We start from the raw sequence: 16,650 nt of genomic DNA, 5'->3' as shown, positions 1-16,650 counted from the left end.
GTATTACTAAATAGTGGAGGAAAAAATGAATCAAATTACAGAAATGTTGAAAGGAGTTCTTGAGGGCTGTGTTTTAGAAATCATTGGTCAAGGGGAAACTTATGGTTATGAAATTACTCAGAAACTGCGAGAACTTGGTTTTGAAGATGTTGTAGAAGGAACGGTATATACGATTACGATGCGTCTTGAAAAGAAAGGGTATGTTGAGATTAGAAAAATGCCTTCAAAACTTGGACCAGCTCGAAAATGGTATCGTTTAAATGAGGCAGGGCAAATCGAGCGAGAAAATTTTTGGAAAAAATGGACTTTTATTTCAGAAAAATTGGAGTTTTTACGTCATCAAAATTTATTGAGTGAGCAGAAGGGAGAAAATCATGGCGGAGCATAGAAATATTGTTGATAGAATGATCGGTCTTGAAGAAAAAAGAGAATTTCGCGAATTTGAAAATCGTGCTCAGAAACTTGAAGAGAATTATTATGAAGATTATAAGGAATTAAAAAAATATATATGGCACTCTGGGGTAACGAAATGGGCAGATTTCAAATTTATTTTTGGACAAGTTATTGATTTACTTGAAGAAGCTCAAATCCAAGACAAAGAATTGACTGATTTAATTGGTTCAGATGTTGCGACATTTATTGATGAGATGGTGGATGATAATAGTTGGGAAAAAAAGCAAAAAAATAAACTTAATAAGGAACTGAAAAATGGTTTTTGATAAAATTAGTAACCTTCTTTCTGAAAAAAAAGACTGGAAAGAAATGGAAAATCGAGCTAAAAAATTACCTAAAGATTTTTATCAGGCTTATCGTTCAATTCAAAAATATATGTTCAAAATGGGGGCAACAGATTGGCATATTTTTAATGATATTATTGAATTATTTGAGCTGGCAGCAGTTGATGGGCGAAGTCCAGCAGAGGTCCTGGGCAATGATGTTGCAACTTTTGCTGATGAATTATTAAGTGATAATAAAGCGAATTGGCGAAATAAATATCGTCAAGATTTGAATGATTATTTTGCTCAAAAGTAATAAATAGATTTTATTGATAAGTCTGTCAGTAAAATTGAAAATTTATCAATAAAAAAAGTTACTGACAGGTTTGTTAGTAACTTTTATTTTTTAAAATTCCATGACCATATTGTACCAAGTTTCTCCACCGAATTTTGACTCGGAAAGTCCTTCATTAGTAAAGCCGTGTTTTTCATAATAGGGAACTAAATAATCATGGCAAGTGAGACTGATTCCCAAACGTTTTTTCGATTTGGCTTCTTTTTCAAGTAAAAGGAGTAAGTTTGTCGCAATTCCTAAGCCTTGATATTCAGGGTCAACAGTTAAACTGATGATTTTTTGGAAACCACCCGTTTTGGGATTGGCTTCGGTACGTTCAAAAGATTCATCATCCAAGTAACGACCTTCTGTAACAGGACCAGAAACGTAACCTACGACAGTTCCTTCACTATTTCTTGCTGCGATAAAGCTATCAGGAATTAAGTTAATTCTTTCGATCATTGACTCTACGGAGAGGGCTTCATTTTCTGAGAAAGTAGCTCTTTCAATACGCATGACATCATCTATATCATTTGGCATAATTTGAGTATAAGTAATTTCATTCATACAATTAATTCTAACATAGACTCAACGGAAAGGAAATCCAAAACCATTATTTGTCATTAAAAGATTATATAATGTGTGGTTTTATATAAAAAGATGAGGTTAACAAAGGGTTTACTAAAAATTTACCAAGGGTTTACATTAGAGTTTTTAGAATGGGATAAAATGAAAGGGTAGTAATCAAACCAATGGAGGTTTTATGAACACAAACGGAAAAAAATTCCTAGGAATTTTAATTGGAATTTCAGCTCTTTTATTAATTATTGCGTCTTTGGGGGATTTGCAAATTTCTAAAACGGTTATGGATCAAAATTCAATTTTTGGTAATCTTTTTCAGATTTTTGGAATGTTTCCGTCAGCGCTTATCCCTTTTATTTCAGCGGAAATTATCTTCATTTATGGTCTAAGACAAGATAATCAACTGACAAAATGGATTTTAACGATTTCTGGACTTGGCTTTGCTTATTGGTCAGCATGGGGCTGGGTTGATGGTTGGATGTTTTACGGTGTAACTACGCTCAATAACATCAAAAATCATCAGCCACTGGGTGCAGCCAACAACAGCATTGGCGCCACGGCGACTTATTCTTTCGGACTTGAAGCACTTTTTACATTTATTATCCTGGTCATCGGGACATTTTTGATTTATAGATGGTTGAGCAAGAAAACTTACGAAGAATTAAGTCAATTAATTATTGTGGCGATTGCTGGGATTGCTGTCGTTTATGTCAGCAACTCAATTGTCAATACGATGAAAGTTAACTGGGGTCGTTTTCGTCCTTATGAGGTTAAGGAAATTGTTTCCTCTACCAAAGGAACTTTCACTAATTGGTGGCATTTGAATGGTCAAACAGGTCATCAATCATTCCCGTCAGGTCATACAATCGCAGCGGCTGCAGCACTCTTTTTACCATTTTTTGCTGACAGAAAAAATCTTAAAGGCCAAAAGATTTTGGCTTACAGCGGATTTATTTTCACACTTTTAATGATGGCTGCTCGGGTCCGAATTGGTGCACATTTCTTATCGGATACCACGATGTCATTAATTATCGCGTCTTTAGTTACTTTTGTTGCCACAAAAGCAATTGGTTACTCATTTATTGAAGAAGAGTCTCTCAACTAGATAATATAAAAGATTACTACAAAAATAACATTCCTTGGGATGTTATTTTGATTTTGGTTGTAAATCCTTTGTTTTCTGGAGAGATTGTCTTATACTAATGCTAAGATAAAATCAATTTTTGAAAGGAATAAAAAGATGAAAATAAGTGATGCTTTAATTGTAATTGATATGCAAAATGAGGTGTGTGCCGGGATTTATCGACGAGAAGAATTAATTGAGCAAATTAATCAACGAATTCTTACTTATCGAAAGGCTAAAAAAACGATTATTTTTATCCAGCATAATGATGATGAACTGATAAAAGAAAGCTTTGGTTGGCAAATGATTCCAGAATTGCTAACAGAATCTACTGACAAGTATGTTGAAAAAACGCATGCCAATGGTTTCTATCAAACAAAACTTCAAAAATTACTGACAGACTTGTCAGTGAAATCAATTGAATTTTGCGGTGCTCAAACTGAATTTTGTGTCAACACGACGCTTGTTTTTGCTTATGGTCTGGGTTATCAAAATTGGATGCAAAGAGGGGCAAGTTCAACTTTTGATAGTAAAGGGCTGTCAGCAAAAGAAATCGTTGATTTTTATGAAAACCATCTTTGGGATGAACGATTTCTTCAATTCTTAGATTAAATTTGTCAATGATAGATTACAAATAAATTTTAGGTCGGCATGCTTTCTTAATTTGTGGTAAAATAGATGTGATTGTTAGAGTAGTTTAGGCTACTTAAAACCAAGAACGATTCATTTCTTACAGAAAAGAAGTGAACGAATTAATGAGGAGAATTGGATTAAAATGAATAAAAAAATCCGCGTCCGTTACGCACCATCACCAACAGGACTTTTGCATATCGGAAATGCCCGTACAGCCCTTTTTAACTATCTTTTTGCCCGTCATCACGGAGGAGATTTTATCATCCGTATTGAAGATACAGACCGTGAACGTCACGTAGAAGATGGTGAACGTTCACAACTTGAAAACCTTCGTTGGTTGGGAATGGATTGGGATGAAAGTCCTGAAACACACGAAAATTATCGTCAATCAGAACGTTTGCCTTTATATCAAAAATATATTGACCAATTGTTAGCTGAGGGAAAAGCTTATTATTCTTATAAAACGCCAGAAGAACTTGAAGCTGACCATGCGAAACAAGAAGCAGCAGGAATTGCTCCACACTATATTAACGAGTATGCTGGTATGAGCGATGACGAAAAAGCAGCTTATATCGCGGAGCGTAAAGCACAAAATATCGAACCTGTTGTCCGCATTTCTGTTGATGAAAAAGCAATTTATAAATGGAATGATATTGTTAAAGGCGACATTGAATTTGAAGGTAAAAACATCGGTGGAGATTGGGTAATCCAAAAACGTGATGGTTACCCAACTTACAATTTTGCTGTTGTTGTTGATGACCATGATATGCAAATCTCACATGTTATCCGTGGAGATGACCATATTGCCAATACGCCAAAACAATTAGTTGTTTACGATGCTTTGGGTTGGCAAGCACCACAATTTGGTCACATGACTTTGATTATTAATTCTGAAACTGGGAAAAAATTATCAAAACGTGACACAAATACACTTCAATTTATTGAAGACTACCGTAAAAAAGGTTACATGTCCGATGCAATTTTCAACTTTATTGCACTTTTGGGATGGAATCCTGGTGGAGAAAAAGAAATTTTCTCTCGTGAAGAATTAATTGAACTTTTTGATGAACATCGTTTGTCTAAATCACCAGCAGCCTTTGACCAAAAGAAATTGGACTGGTTGGATAACGAATACATCAAAAATGCTGACTTTGCTAAAGTATTTGAATTGACAAAACCATTCCTTGTTGCTGCTAATCGCTTTGATGAACGTGCTGAAGAATTGGTTAAACTTTATCAACCACAAATGAAATCAGCAGATGAAATTGTTGAATTAACAGACCTTTTCTATGGAGATTTTCCAGAATTGACTGATGAAGCCCGCGAAATGTTAGCTGCTGAAACAACGCCATTAGCTTTAAGTACTTTCCGTGCAAAATTAGCTGAACTTCCTGAAAATGATTTTACAGTGGAAAACATTTTCCCACTCTTTAAAGCCACTCAAAAAGAAACTGGCGTGAAAGGTAAAATGCTTTGGATGCCAATTCGTATTGCAGCTTCAGGTTCAATGCATGGTCCAGAATTACCAGAAACAATTGCACTTCTTGGAAAAGAAAAAGTATTGGCTCACTTAGATGCTGCTTTAAATAAATAAAATAATAAAAAGATGCCGTTCGGCATCTTTTTATTAAACCAAAATGTAACACTCAGACATTCAAATGGTATAAAATAAAAGCATAATAAATGAAAAGAGAGGCTTATGGAAACAAGACATTTCAAGAATATTATTATTGGATTTGGTAAAGCTGGACGAGCTTTGGCAAAATCATTGTCTCAGCATGGAGAAGAAGCGCTAATAATTGAACGTGACCAGGCGATGTACGGCGGGACTTGTCCTAATGTTGGCTGTGCACCTTCTAAAACTCTGATTGTTGCTGGACAAAAAAACATGAACTTTTCAGAAGCAATGGCCACTAAATACAAGGTTCGTGAAATTTTACACAATGGGGCCTATCATGGGGCAGCCGATGAACCATTGGTTTATGTCATGGATGGAATTGCACGTTTCATTAATCAAGAAACCCTTGAGGTCGTCAATGGGGAAAGGATAAACAAAGTCATTGGAGAACGCATTTTCATCAATACGGGAGCAACTCCAGTTATCCCTGAAATTTCAGGAATTCAAGAATCCAAAAATATAATTACATCTGAAGGAGCAATGGAACTTTCTGAACTTCCTAAGAAATTAGTTATTATTGGAGCTGGTTATATTGGCTTAGAATTTGCTGGAATGTTTAATAAATTTGGGAGCAATGTGACGATTTTAGAACCACATTCTACTTTTTTACCTAAAGAAGATGAAGACATCTCAAGAGAAATTTATAAGGATTTAGTTGCTGCCGGAATTGATATTCATCTAGGGGTTAAAGTTGATAAAGTTACTGACAATATGGTTTTGGCTGGAGGTCAAGAATATTCAGCTGATAAGATATTGATAGCGACTGGTCGTCGTCCCAATATTTCTGACTTAAATTTGGAAAAAGCTGGTGTTGAACTTTCAGAAAATGGCTATATTAAAGTTGATGATGATTTGAAAACAAGTCGTCCAAATATCTGGGCACTTGGAGATGTGCGTGGAGGTGGACAATTCTATTATCTTTCAACAGATGATTTTCGGATTATCAATAATCAATTGTTTGGTGACCATTCACGCAAATTAAGTGACAGAACACTCGTCCCTTATTCTGTTTTTATTAGTCCAACCCTATCTCGTATTGGCTTAGATGAAAAACAAGCGAAAAAAGCTGGAATTAAATATCGCTTATTCAAGATGAAAGCAGCTCCAATCGTTAAATCCAAAGTTGTTCAAGATACTCGCGGAATTCTTAAAGCTCTTGTTGACCCAAAAACAGATGAAATCCTTGGAGCGACTTTATATCATGAAGATTCTCATGAAGTCATTAATCTTGTAAGTCTGGCCATGAAAATGCATACGCCTTATCAAATTTTACGCGACCAAATTTTTACCCATCCAACGATGGGCGAAGGTCTGAACGATTTATTTCAAAATGAAGTGAAATAAAGTTACTGACAGCTTTCTTTTATGAGTGAGTATCGCACAAAAAATTTCTATCAGTAAAATAAAAAAACTCGTCAATGACGAGTTTTTTTATTATTTGAATTGGTCAGCAGCTGGAATATGACTGTCGTGGAAATATTTTTCTGACAATTTTTTAAGAGTGCCATTGTCATAAAGTTTTTTGAGTTCAACATTCAAATCTTTTTGCAACTTGCTTTGGCTGTTGTCAAGGATAAAGTAATCATAAGTTTTAAATTCTGATTGTTTATCCAAGTCTGTTGGAACAGTATCCACTAAACCTGTGATTGCATGTTCTTTAATCAAATTTTCTGCGGGTGCTTTAGAGGCAAATAAGAAATCAATTTGTCCACTAGAAATGGCAGATAGACGGTCAGCTAAGGGACGTTGACTGTATTTAACATTGATTTTTTTGTCTGGATGATTTTTGTTCCAGCTTTCAAACATATCACCGTAGTTGGTTCCAGCAGGAATTTCTGTTGTTTTACCAGCAAGTTGAGAGATCTTTGTAATGTTTTCTTTAGATGTTGAGAAAATAGCATCAATTCCTTGGCGAACCGGATAGCTAAAGAGATATTTTTCAGTACGTGCTTTAGTCTTACCAAAATTATTTGCCGCAATTTGTGCACGGCCACCATCTAAAGCAGCTAAAATCGCACTATCTTCGTAGACTTTAAAGTCGAATTTATAATCCTTCATGTCTTTGTCAGCGGCTTTTAAAATATCATATTCAAAACCAGTCATTTTTCCGTTTTCGCTGTATTCATAAGGGACAGAAGCGGCAGAAGTAGCAACAGTTACGGTTGTTACTTTATCTGTTGATTTAGAAGATGAATTATCTTTTGACGAGCAAGCAGCAAGTAAGCCAATTGAGGCAATTCCAACTGTTGCAAGAGTCAACAATTTTATTTTTTTCATATCAATTTCTCCTCAGAAATTTTGTCAGCTCAGTTTTTATTTTAAATTTGGAAGTTGGTTACGAGTGAACTGATCTTTAATATAGACATAATATTAACATAATCTTAAAAAAACCACCATAAAAAAGATTTATGACGGTTTTTTAACTTTTATATGGTTCCGTTAGCGAAAATTTCAAAAATTTTCTTATCAAAATGCTCAGTTTCCCAAGTACATTCTGGATGCCATTGGACAGCTAGTACATGTTTTTCTTTATTTTCAATCGCTTCAACTAAACCATCATTTCCATGAGCAATGGCCGTCAAGCCTTGCCCCAAATCTTTAATGACTTGATGATGAAAAGAATTAACCATATAATTTTCAGGCAAGAAGCCCAAAGCACTTTCTTTTTCAACACTAATATGATGAGTTGGAATCTCTTGTGGTGTTGGACTTTGGAGATGTTTTATCTGACTTGAAGTTTGACTCAAGTCTTGATAAAGGCTTCCACCAAAATAAACATTGAGTAATTGTAGGCCACGACAAACGCCCAGAATAGGTTTATTTGCTTCTAGAGCAGCTTTGATTGTGGCAAGCTCAAAACGGTCACGAATTGGATCAGTTGTTCCTAATTTAGCATTAGGCTCCTCACCATAGAGATAAGGACTCACATCTGCCCCACCAGTCAGTACAATTTTATCTACCAGTGTCAGGTAATTTTTTATATTTTCGGTTTTGTCAACAGGAAGAATAATCACAGTATGTCCTAAATCCTGAAAAACATCAATAAATGATTGACGAGTATAGCTTACTTTGTTCCACCAAAAAGGGGATTGTTCAACTGTATTGTAAGGAGTTCCAAGAATTCCAATAATTGCCATCTTATTTTTTCACACTTTCAATAGGAATAATGAGTTTAGATTGAGATAAATCAATCTCGTAAGTCACTTTACGATTATCACGAACCGTATGCTCAAAGTCAGTACTATAGAGTATGACCCGAAGTTTATCGGATTTTTCTAAATGATAAATCGTTGGTTGTAGTTCAAATTTGAGCGTAAACCATTCGTCAGCTTTTAAATCACTGACCGTCAGTAAATCTTGATTTTGGAGATTGGTAAATCCTTTAGTGACCAATTGATAAGGACTCTCGACAAGAGGAAGTTCAACCAAATCATCTAACATGAAGTTTCGGCCACGGTCAAGAACCTTAAAATCTTTTACTCTTGCTTTATCTTCCAGTCGTTTTTGGGGACCAAAATCAAGAATTTGAGCAGATAAAAGTCCTTTGCTATCATTTAATTTTAGTCTGATTTCTAGTTCAATTGGACCATTAATTGTTAACTCAGAAGGAAGTTCTAAATCAATGACAGCTTCGTTAGCTTTATTTTCAAATAAATCTTTTTTAAAGACGTTGAAATCTTTAGAATACTTTTTGAAGCTTTCATCGTCATAGTGGTTATCAAATTGAGCAAAAGAAACCGCCGTTTTCCCAAGAGGGAGTTTGAGTTGGTCATCGCCCCCAAATTTACTGACAGCTGACCAGACTTGATCTTTGCCATTTTCCTGTAAAATAACGGGTGGAAGATTTAAATTTAAATCTCTATCTAATAATTTGGCAGAGAAATAAGCATTGATTGTCTCAGAAAAATCAATGGATTGCCAAGAATTCATATAAATATGAGCCCCACGATGTAAGAAAGCATGTTTAGCATGACCTTCTGGCAGAGCCTGCCAAAAATTATAAGCTTGTTCGGGAGTGACATTCCAGTCTTGTAAGCCATGAACAATTAGGACGTCAGCTTTAACTTGGTCAGAATTGATTAAATAATTTCGGTCATGCCAAAATTGATTGTAATCACCAGACTTACGGTCTAAAGCAGTGGTCATTTCTGCTAAACGTTTTTCATATTCAGCATTTCCTTTTAAATAATCAGCACCATCAAGATTTCGTGAGTAAGTCAGTGCAGCAAGCACATCTAAATCTTCACCAGGAAAGCCACCAGGAGAACGGACAAGACCATTTTCACGATAGTAATTATACCAAGAAGAAATTCCAGCTTCAGCTAAGATGACTTCAAGTCCATCGACTCCAGTAGTAGCAGCACCATAAGCCATCGTTCCTAAATATGACTTTCCAGTCATGGCTACTTTACCGTTTGCCCAAGTTGCCTTAATTTCATGCGTCTTTTTACGAGAAGTATAAGCACGAGTTCGACCATTTAACCAATCAATGACAGCAGTCATACTATAAATTTGCTGATAATCGCCTGAAGTTTGGAAACCATTTGAGCCACGCGTTCCAACACCAGCTACATAAATAGAAGCAAAACCACGCGCTAAAAAGTAGTCATTTAAAGAGTAAGTCCAACCATGAGTAAAGTGATAAGGTGCTTTATCCACAATAGGAAGTTCTTTGGTTTCAGACGCATGTTTTTGTGGAAGATTTCCTTGGACTTGGATTTTGTGACTGTCTTTTCTTTCCAAATCAACATTCATTTTATGAAGCGCTAAATCATTAGCTTTCTCATTGATTCCCAAATGATAAGGACTTGCGGTCATCACAACCGGAAGTTTTTCTGTGCTTTTTGGACGAATAATTTGAATTTTAATTAAGTCATTTTTTCCTTTTTGCTCGGTATCAACTGGGCTTTCAACCCAAACTACCTCACGTTCAAGGAGCGAAGAATCAAAAGTTGCCAATGATTTGTCATTGAAAAAGTGATAATGATTATCCAAAGGAAGAAGGCCTTCTGAAACCCAATGTTCAACAAGAATCATCCCGCTTTTACGACGGCTACAAAGTAAATAGTAAAAAGCAGAGATGATAGTTTCAGTTGTCATTTCAACATCACTTCGTGGAAGATTAAGTTTTTTAGCAAATTCAGTTGCTTTTCCCATTTCAAAATCAAAATTTGGAACAAAGTCAAGAAGTTGCAAAGCAATATTCCAGAAAATATCCCAATCTAATTCAATAGAGGATTTTAAGAATTCAATGACGTCTAGCTCAGTATTTGCTTGCAAAACAGTCATATCAGTAGGACTTTGAATGAGAAAATCTTTTAAAATTTTCTTTTCATCCCAAAAAACAGACCAACGAAACCCGAGCTGATCAAGTTCTGCTAGTTGTTCATCAAAATTTTTATCAACAATTGAAAAATGATTAAAGCGCATCTTAAGTCCTCCATAAAAAGCATGATAATTCTTTTAATTATAGCAAATTTTCAGTAAATAATCAGACTAAAAGGGTCTTATTTCCAATGAATATTTGAAGCAAGCGCGCTTTTCTGATATAATAGCTGAGGTTATTATATTAAAATCAAATTTTGGAGGGTTCCATAAAAAATGGATGTTACATGGACAGTGAAATATATCACTGAATTTGTCGGAACTGCGCTACTCATCATCATGGGTAATGGTGCGGTTGCCAACGTTGAACTTAAAGGTACAAAAGCTCACGCACAATCTTGGATGATTATTGGTTGGGGTTACGGACTTGGTGTAATGCTACCAGCAGTTGCTTTCGGTAATATTACTTCACAAATTAATCCAGCTTTCACACTTGGACTTGCAGCCTCAGGACTTTTTCCTTGGGCACATGTTGCTCAATATATTATTGCGCAAGTTTTAGGTGCAATGTTTGGACAATTATTGATTGTTATGGTTTATCGCCCATACTATCTTAAAACACAAAATCCAAATGCTATTCTCGGAACTTTCTCAACAATCGATAATGTTGATGACAATGATGAAAAAACTCGTTTGGGAGCCACAATTAATGGTTTCTTGAATGAATTTGTTGGATCATTCGTCTTATTCTTTGGAGCAGTTGCTGCAACAAATATCTTCTTTGGTAGTCAATCAATTACTTGGATGACAAATTACTTGAAAGGTCAAGGAGCAGATGTTTCTTCATCAGACATTATGAATCAGATTTGGGTTCAAGCCTCAGGAGCTTCAGCTTCTAAAATGGTTGCTCACTTATTCTTAGGATTCCTTGTTATGGGACTTGTAGTCGCTCTTGGTGGTCCTACGGGACCTGGTTTGAATCCAGCGCGTGACTTTGGTCCACGTTTGGTTCACAGCCTCTTACCAAAATCAGTTTTGGGTGAAGCAAAAGGTTCTTCTAAATGGTGGTATGCATGGGTTCCAGTTTTGGCACCAATTCTTGCATCACTTGCAGCCGTAGCTCTATTTAAAATGATTTATCTTTAAAAAATAAAAAAATTACTGACAGAATTTCTGTCAGTATTTTTTTATTTAATCACGAGCGCAATTACTAACCCAAAGAGATTCCAAAGGAGATGGACACTCATGTTAAGATAAAAATTGCGATATTTAGCATAAAGACTGGTGAGCACAAGACTCATTAAACCATAAGTTAACCAGCTGTAGAGGTCAGTAGGGCCATGCATATAAGCAAAAAGGAGCAAAGCTGTTAAAAAAGCAAAATATTTTTGATTTTTGAAAATGACTTCAAAAATCCCTACCCGATAAACAAGTTCTTCTAAAAAACCAGCAGCAAGCGTTTGTGTCGCAAAGACAGCAATTGGAATCACTTTTTGTAACTCGTTTAGTGAATCTTGATTACTGGTAGTTGGACTTTGATTGATAATTTGAGCAAAAATTCCTGTCAGAATAGAGACCAGAAAAAGCAAAGCATAACCAATTATTATTTTTAAAGGAGGGAAATATTTCCAACTTATTTTAGGGATGAGTTCAGCTTTACGAGCAATCACATAAGAAGAAATAATCGTAAGTAAAAAGATAATGAAAAAGATGACGGTATCTAAGGTTGTGAAATGGTGCTGATAAGCAAAAATCGATGTCGTAAGCATTGGTAAGTTAGATAAAATAAAGAGCACCAACCAAACTGATTTGTGATAAGCAAAAATTAATCCAACAATCGATAATACGAGAACTGTCATTAAAAATGGCAAGTGAAAAATACTGACAGATAGGGCTGAAAAAAGTAGAGCCAAAATAATTACAATTAACCAACGATATTTGGCTAATGATTGAAGTTTTTCTATATTAAACATGTCAATATTATAGCATAGTAATAGCTGTCAGCTGAAGAAAATATTTTATCTTTGTTGATAACTTTTGTTAATCTGAACTTGAATAAATTGTAGTAGAATAGAGATGCCTCAAAAATGTGCATATCTGGCAACCACACTAAAAGGTCAGTCTAACTTTGTTCGTACCTAGATATGTACTTAAAACTATCCTTAAAAATGCCCATGGTTAACGACTATGAGCTTTTTTATTGAGATTTTAAAATTACACATTTAATGTAGAAAGAAAAAAGTAAAAAATATAAATCGTTGATAATTTCCTTGAAATTTGCGAAAATAATAGATAGTTATTTGTAAATGTAATCAATGGAGGCTAAAATGAGCGAAATTATAAATCATATTACCGCTTTTCAACCAGTCTATCGTGTGCTTAACCGTGAAGAAAATTTAGATTTCTACCGTGAGGTGCTTGGCTTTAAGGTTTTGGTAGAAGAAGGTGCAATGGTATGGCTTGGTGGGCATGAAGCGAAAAAAGATCGGTTTCAATTAGAAGAATCACCAGGTTTTCGTCCTGTTGAAGGATTGAAAAAACACGGACAAACGGTGATCAAAGCAAATTCATCTGAGATTGAGCAATTAGTTGTTCGTAATTTGGACAAGATTTCTAAGATCTATAAAGGAAAAAATGGCTTTGCTTTTTCAGCGCTTTCGCCTGAAGCAGGACTTTTTTTGATAACATCAGATTTACTGACAGATTTGTCATCACTGACAGAAATTGATAAATCAGAAATTGAGCTTGAAGAAGATAAAACTTTTAAAGGTTTGTCAGATTTTGAAATTATAGCAATGGATTTGAATGTTGCTGACCAATCAATTATTGACTTTTATGAATCAGTTTTTGGTCTTAAAGCAATCAATAACCAAATTGAATTTCCTTTTGTGACTTTGACTTTTAGTGTTGAAGAAAGCGAAGATTTAGCTGCAGGAACTGATGAAGTGCTTGACCTTGAATTTTTAGTGTTCATGATTGATAAAGATTTTGATTTGAAGAATTTTGCTCATCAATTTTCTGATGTAGACGGAACATATTTGGATGGCTCAGCTAAAACTTTCTCATTAGAAGTTCCTGACCATGCAGAGCTTTGGTTTGTAAAATAATAATTTTAAAAAAACTTGTTAATTTTTGACAAGTTTTTTTACTCAAAGTAAATCAGAAACGAAGGTTGAAAAATGAAAAATCAACAAGAATTTTTAAAAATAATCGAAGATTATATTGAGCGTGACGTTTTTCCAGGTGTCAATTTCGCAATTATTGAAGGAGATAAAGTTGATGAATATCTTTTAGGAAATTCAGCAATTTATCCTGAAACAATCAAGCTCACTCAGGGAAAAAAATGGGATTTAGCTTCTTTGACAAAAGTAGTGGGCACTGGAACAGCTGTCATTAATCTTGTCCTAGCAGGGAAGTTAGAAATTGATGCCCCTCTTCAAAAATATTACTCTAAATTTACTGACAGAAGTGTCAGCCTGCGACAATTACTGACACACACTTCTGGTATTGATCCTTTCATAAAAAACAGAGATAAGCTAAACGCAAAAGAACTGACAGAAGCAATTAATCAGATTAATGTTACTGACAATAAGAGCTTCAAATATACAGATATTAATTTTATTTTACTAGGCTTTTTATTAGAAGAATATTATGGAGAAAGTCTGGATAAAATCTTTTACAAACAAGTATTTGAAGACTGGAAAATGAATGACACAAGTTTTGGCCCAGTAGAAAATGCAGTTCCAACAAGTCAAAATATCACAGTAGGAACAGTTCATGACCCTAAAGCTCAAGTTTTAAAAAATCATTGTGGTTCTGCCGGCTTATTTTCAACGATGTCTGATTTAATTTTATTTAGTCAAGCTTACTTTCAAGAAGAAAAATATTTAAAGCTGACAAAAAATTATGCTGACGGAGATAAAAAAAGAAGTTTGGCTTGGGATTTACTTGGGCCAAATGATGATTGGTTGCTTCATACTGGTTATACCGGAACCTTTCTATTAATCAACCCTCGCATCAAAAAAGCAGTTGTTTTCTTATCGAACCGTGTCCATTTAAAAGATAATCGAGAAAAATGGATTGAAGAACGTGACTTCTTGATAAAATTTTTAATCAGCCATTTGACTTTAGACTAAGAATTAAATAAAAAGAACTGCATTATATAGTTTACAGTTTTTTTTTAGTTATTGCTGACAGACTAAAAAAATAAATGAATGGACTCAAATAGTTTACATTTAGATTTTTTTGACCTATAATTTACTTGAAAAGTAATTTATTTACTTACGGCGAAAGGAGAAATTAGTATATAAAGTAGTTTCAAAGTAGTTAGTAGTTAATAGATTTAAGATCAAGGAGAATATCATGACAAAAATAAATGCATCAGATGCAATGTTAAAAGTTATTGAAGATTGGGGTGTCAAAAATATTTACGGTTTACCTGGTGGGTCAATTGATTCGACAATGAACGCATTATATAACCGAAGAGACACATTAAATTACATTCAAGTTCGTCACGAAGAAGTGGGTGCTTTAGCGGCCGTAGGGGAAGCAAAAGTAACCGGGAAAATCGGGGTAACCTTTGGTTCAGCAGGACCAGGAGCTGTTCACTTGTTAAATGGATTATATGATGCTCAATATGACCATGTTCCAGTACTTGCCTTGGTTGGTCAAGTTCCAACGAGTGCAATGAATACTAATTATTTCCAAGAATTAAATGAAAATCCAATGTTTGCTGATGTCAGTGTCTATAATAGAACAGTAATGACAGCAGAACAAATGCCGGCTGTAGTTGATGAAGCTATTCGTCAAGCCTATGCCAAACGCGGTGTTTCTGTCATTACAATCCCAAAGACTTAGGTTGGCAAGAAATTGAGGATAATTATGTTTCTAGCGCTAATTTATATCAAAAACCTTTGCCACTGGAACCTGCAACTGAAAAAATCCAAGAAGCTTGGAAAATACTAAAAGAAGCAAAACGCCCTTTGATTTATATTGGTCAAGGAACAAGAGGAGCCCGTAAGGAAATCTTGGAACTTTCAAAAATGCTTCATGCGCCAATTTTGAGTTCTGCCTTAGGAAAAGGAATTGTTCCTGACAATTTCCCTGCTTACATGGGGTCAGCTGGTCGGGTGTCCTCAAAACCTGGGGTGGAAATCGCTTCTAACACAGATGCTGTTTTGTTCTTAGGTTCAGATATGCCTTTCCAAAGTTTCTTTATTCCTAAGGAAGCTAAATATATTCAAGTTGATATTGATGGAACTAAATTTGGACGTCGTCATCAAGTAGATTTAGCCATTTTGGCAGATGCCAAGCTAACGATTAAGAAATTAATGGAAGTAGGAGAACAACTTCCAGAAACAAATTGGTATCGTGCAGCATTAGCAGATAAAGAAAATTGGGTAGAGTGGCTTGAAAAACGTTCAGTCATTGACAGCTCACCTTTGGAAGTAGAACCTGTCTTTAAAGCCATTAATGATATGGCAACTGATGACGCCATCTTCCAAGTTGATGTGGGAAATGTAACAATTGATGGAATGAGACTTCTTGATACAAGTAAGGAGCAAAAATTCACAACAAGTGGCTGGTATGCGACAATGGGTTATGCTCTACCTGCAGCAATTGGTGCGAAAGCGCAATATCCAGACCGTCAAGTTTGGTCAATTTCTGGTGACGGAGCTTGGGCAATGGTGATGCCTGATATTCTTACTCAGGTCAAATATAACTTACCAATTATCAATGTTGTTTTGACCAATAAGAGCCTTGGATTTATCGAAGCAGAACAAGATGATGCCAAACAACCACACTCAGGAATTGATTTGATAGGTGCTAATTTTGGCGCTTCTGCAGCGGCTTTGGGAGCCTTAGGTTTTGATGTTAATAATTTATCAGAATTAAAAGAGGCTTTTGCAAAAGCTAAAGAAGCTAATCGCCCAACGGTCATTAATGTCAACATCTTTGACCATCGTCCATTACCTGTTGAACAATTGCAACTGGATTCTGCTGAATTTGAAAAAGAATATCAAACTCAAGGATTGATTCCATTTAGTAAGTTGATTAAAGAATAAAAAATAGTTGATATATTAAAAACGTTAGAAAATATCTCTAACGTTTTTTACTGATATTTTTTAAAAATAAATAGGAATCAAAAAAATAGGAATATAGATGGAGATGAGCGCTGTGTGGCTGGACTTTTTAATATTTGTTATAATAAGATTATCAGTCAAAGCCATGACACCGAATAATTAGTAAAAACAGGAGG

The 16,650-nt window shown here is 35.0% G+C and carries 15 protein-coding genes and 1 pseudogene; 11 read left to right on the top strand and 5 right to left on the bottom strand.

Features of this window, described 5'->3' with window-relative positions:
* The first annotated feature begins 25 nt into the window (after positions 1-25).
* The 3 genes from QJV49_RS06145 to QJV49_RS06135 are packed head-to-tail and all read left to right on the top strand — an operon-like array spanning position 26 to position 1,032.
* Entirely contained in the window at positions 26-388 is a 363-nt protein-coding gene (locus QJV49_RS06145; protein WP_225512526.1) for a PadR family transcriptional regulator, read from the top strand.
* The gene (locus QJV49_RS06140) at positions 375-719 is read left to right on the top strand and encodes a DUF1048 domain-containing protein (protein WP_225512527.1); all 345 of its coding nucleotides are present in this window, start codon (positions 375-377) and stop codon (positions 717-719) included. The genes QJV49_RS06145 and QJV49_RS06140 overlap by 14 nt, the downstream gene beginning before the upstream one ends.
* Positions 709-1,032: a DUF1048 domain-containing protein gene (locus tag QJV49_RS06135; protein WP_225512528.1), complete on the top strand. Its 324-nt coding sequence runs from the start codon at positions 709-711 to the stop codon at positions 1,030-1,032. Before QJV49_RS06140 ends, QJV49_RS06135 begins: the two co-directional genes overlap by 11 nt.
* A gap of 90 nt (positions 1,033-1,122) precedes the next feature.
* Here QJV49_RS06135 and QJV49_RS06130 read toward each other — a convergent pair whose 3' ends face one another.
* Entirely contained in the window at positions 1,123-1,617 is a 495-nt protein-coding gene (locus QJV49_RS06130; protein WP_225512529.1) for a GNAT family N-acetyltransferase, read from the bottom strand.
* Positions 1,618-1,813: 196 nt separating this feature from the next.
* Here QJV49_RS06130 and QJV49_RS06125 point away from each other — a divergent pair, with 196 nt between their 5' ends.
* The 4 genes from QJV49_RS06125 to QJV49_RS06110 all read left to right on the top strand — a co-directional run bounded on the left by QJV49_RS06125 (position 1,814) and on the right by QJV49_RS06110 (position 6,410).
* Positions 1,814-2,737, top strand: a complete 924-nt coding sequence (locus QJV49_RS06125) for a phosphatase PAP2 family protein (protein ID WP_225512530.1) — start codon at positions 1,814-1,816, stop codon at positions 2,735-2,737.
* Between the two features lie 135 nt (positions 2,738-2,872).
* Positions 2,873-3,367, top strand: a complete 495-nt coding sequence (locus tag QJV49_RS06120; RefSeq protein WP_225512531.1) for a cysteine hydrolase family protein — start codon at positions 2,873-2,875, stop codon at positions 3,365-3,367.
* A gap of 163 nt (positions 3,368-3,530) precedes the next feature.
* The gene (gene gltX, locus QJV49_RS06115) at positions 3,531-4,982 is read left to right on the top strand and encodes a glutamate--tRNA ligase (protein WP_225512532.1); all 1,452 of its coding nucleotides are present in this window, start codon (positions 3,531-3,533) and stop codon (positions 4,980-4,982) included.
* A gap of 105 nt (positions 4,983-5,087) precedes the next feature.
* Positions 5,088-6,410, top strand: coding sequence for an FAD-dependent oxidoreductase (locus QJV49_RS06110; RefSeq protein WP_225512533.1), 1,323 nt, complete (start codon positions 5,088-5,090; stop codon positions 6,408-6,410).
* Positions 6,411-6,500: 90 nt separating this feature from the next.
* On the opposite strand, the gene QJV49_RS06105 is transcribed toward QJV49_RS06110, so the two are convergent.
* From QJV49_RS06105 to QJV49_RS06095, 3 genes are all read right to left on the bottom strand, one after another.
* Positions 6,501-7,343 (bottom strand): amino acid ABC transporter substrate-binding protein, encoded by an 843-nt coding sequence (locus QJV49_RS06105; RefSeq protein WP_225512534.1) that lies wholly within the window; start codon positions 7,341-7,343, stop codon positions 6,501-6,503.
* Between the two features lie 149 nt (positions 7,344-7,492).
* A complete protein-coding gene (locus tag QJV49_RS06100; RefSeq protein ID WP_058219029.1) occupies positions 7,493-8,203 on the bottom strand; it encodes a gamma-glutamyl-gamma-aminobutyrate hydrolase family protein in 711 nt (236 codons plus the stop codon).
* 1 nt (position 8,204) lies between these two features.
* Positions 8,205-10,496: a Xaa-Pro dipeptidyl-peptidase gene (locus tag QJV49_RS06095; RefSeq protein ID WP_225512535.1), complete on the bottom strand. Its 2,292-nt coding sequence runs from the start codon at positions 10,494-10,496 to the stop codon at positions 8,205-8,207.
* Between the two features lie 171 nt (positions 10,497-10,667).
* On the opposite strand from QJV49_RS06095, the gene gla reads away from it, so the two are divergent.
* Positions 10,668-11,537, top strand: a complete 870-nt coding sequence (gla, locus tag QJV49_RS06090) for an aquaglyceroporin Gla (RefSeq protein WP_012898588.1) — start codon at positions 10,668-10,670, stop codon at positions 11,535-11,537.
* A gap of 41 nt (positions 11,538-11,578) precedes the next feature.
* Here the strand turns inward: gla and QJV49_RS06085 are convergent, their stop codons facing one another.
* Positions 11,579-12,364 (bottom strand): CPBP family intramembrane glutamic endopeptidase, encoded by a 786-nt coding sequence (locus QJV49_RS06085; protein ID WP_225512536.1) that lies wholly within the window; start codon positions 12,362-12,364, stop codon positions 11,579-11,581.
* Positions 12,365-12,718: 354 nt separating this feature from the next.
* On the opposite strand from QJV49_RS06085, the gene QJV49_RS06080 reads away from it, so the two are divergent.
* From QJV49_RS06080 to spxB, 3 genes and pseudogenes are all read left to right on the top strand, one after another.
* Positions 12,719-13,498, top strand: a complete 780-nt coding sequence (locus QJV49_RS06080) for a CppA N-terminal domain-containing protein (protein WP_225512537.1) — start codon at positions 12,719-12,721, stop codon at positions 13,496-13,498.
* 72 nt (positions 13,499-13,570) lie between these two features.
* Positions 13,571-14,527: a serine hydrolase domain-containing protein gene (locus tag QJV49_RS06075; protein ID WP_225512538.1), complete on the top strand. Its 957-nt coding sequence runs from the start codon at positions 13,571-13,573 to the stop codon at positions 14,525-14,527.
* A gap of 226 nt (positions 14,528-14,753) precedes the next feature.
* Positions 14,754-16,456 (top strand): annotated as a pseudogene (gene spxB / locus QJV49_RS06070) (pyruvate oxidase).
* The last annotated feature ends 194 nt before the right edge of the window (positions 16,457-16,650 follow it).

It is taken from the genome of Lactococcus sp. NH2-7C, assembly GCF_029953655.1.
GTDB classification, from domain to species: domain Bacteria; phylum Bacillota; class Bacilli; order Lactobacillales; family Streptococcaceae; genus Lactococcus; species Lactococcus lactis.
The sequence above is the reverse complement of the archived record's forward strand: the minus strand, read 5'-3'. Positions and strand labels throughout refer to the sequence as shown.

Excerpts from the sequence above, each read along its gene's own strand:
- gla (WP_012898588.1), top strand. The coding sequence starts at position 10,668 with ATGGATGTTACATGGACAGTGAAATATATCACTGAATTTGTCGGAACT.
- QJV49_RS06145 (WP_225512526.1), top strand. The coding sequence starts at position 26 with ATGAATCAAATTACAGAAATGTTGAAAGGAGTTCTTGAGGGCTGTGTT.
- QJV49_RS06080 (WP_225512537.1), top strand. The coding sequence starts at position 12,719 with ATGAGCGAAATTATAAATCATATTACCGCTTTTCAACCAGTCTATCGT.
- gltX (WP_225512532.1), top strand. The coding sequence starts at position 3,531 with ATGAATAAAAAAATCCGCGTCCGTTACGCACCATCACCAACAGGACTT.
- QJV49_RS06130 (WP_225512529.1), bottom strand. The coding sequence starts at position 1,617 with ATGAATGAAATTACTTATACTCAAATTATGCCAAATGATATAGATGAT.
- QJV49_RS06075 (WP_225512538.1), top strand. The coding sequence starts at position 13,571 with ATGAAAAATCAACAAGAATTTTTAAAAATAATCGAAGATTATATTGAG.
- QJV49_RS06135 (WP_225512528.1), top strand. The coding sequence starts at position 709 with ATGGTTTTTGATAAAATTAGTAACCTTCTTTCTGAAAAAAAAGACTGG.
- QJV49_RS06095 (WP_225512535.1), bottom strand. The coding sequence starts at position 10,496 with ATGCGCTTTAATCATTTTTCAATTGTTGATAAAAATTTTGATGAACAA.
- QJV49_RS06125 (WP_225512530.1), top strand. The coding sequence starts at position 1,814 with ATGAACACAAACGGAAAAAAATTCCTAGGAATTTTAATTGGAATTTCA.
- QJV49_RS06120 (WP_225512531.1), top strand. The coding sequence starts at position 2,873 with ATGAAAATAAGTGATGCTTTAATTGTAATTGATATGCAAAATGAGGTG.
- QJV49_RS06110 (WP_225512533.1), top strand. The coding sequence starts at position 5,088 with ATGGAAACAAGACATTTCAAGAATATTATTATTGGATTTGGTAAAGCT.
- QJV49_RS06140 (WP_225512527.1), top strand. The coding sequence starts at position 375 with ATGGCGGAGCATAGAAATATTGTTGATAGAATGATCGGTCTTGAAGAA.
- QJV49_RS06105 (WP_225512534.1), bottom strand. The coding sequence starts at position 7,343 with ATGAAAAAAATAAAATTGTTGACTCTTGCAACAGTTGGAATTGCCTCA.
- QJV49_RS06085 (WP_225512536.1), bottom strand. The coding sequence starts at position 12,364 with ATGTTTAATATAGAAAAACTTCAATCATTAGCCAAATATCGTTGGTTA.
- QJV49_RS06100 (WP_058219029.1), bottom strand. The coding sequence starts at position 8,203 with ATGGCAATTATTGGAATTCTTGGAACTCCTTACAATACAGTTGAACAA.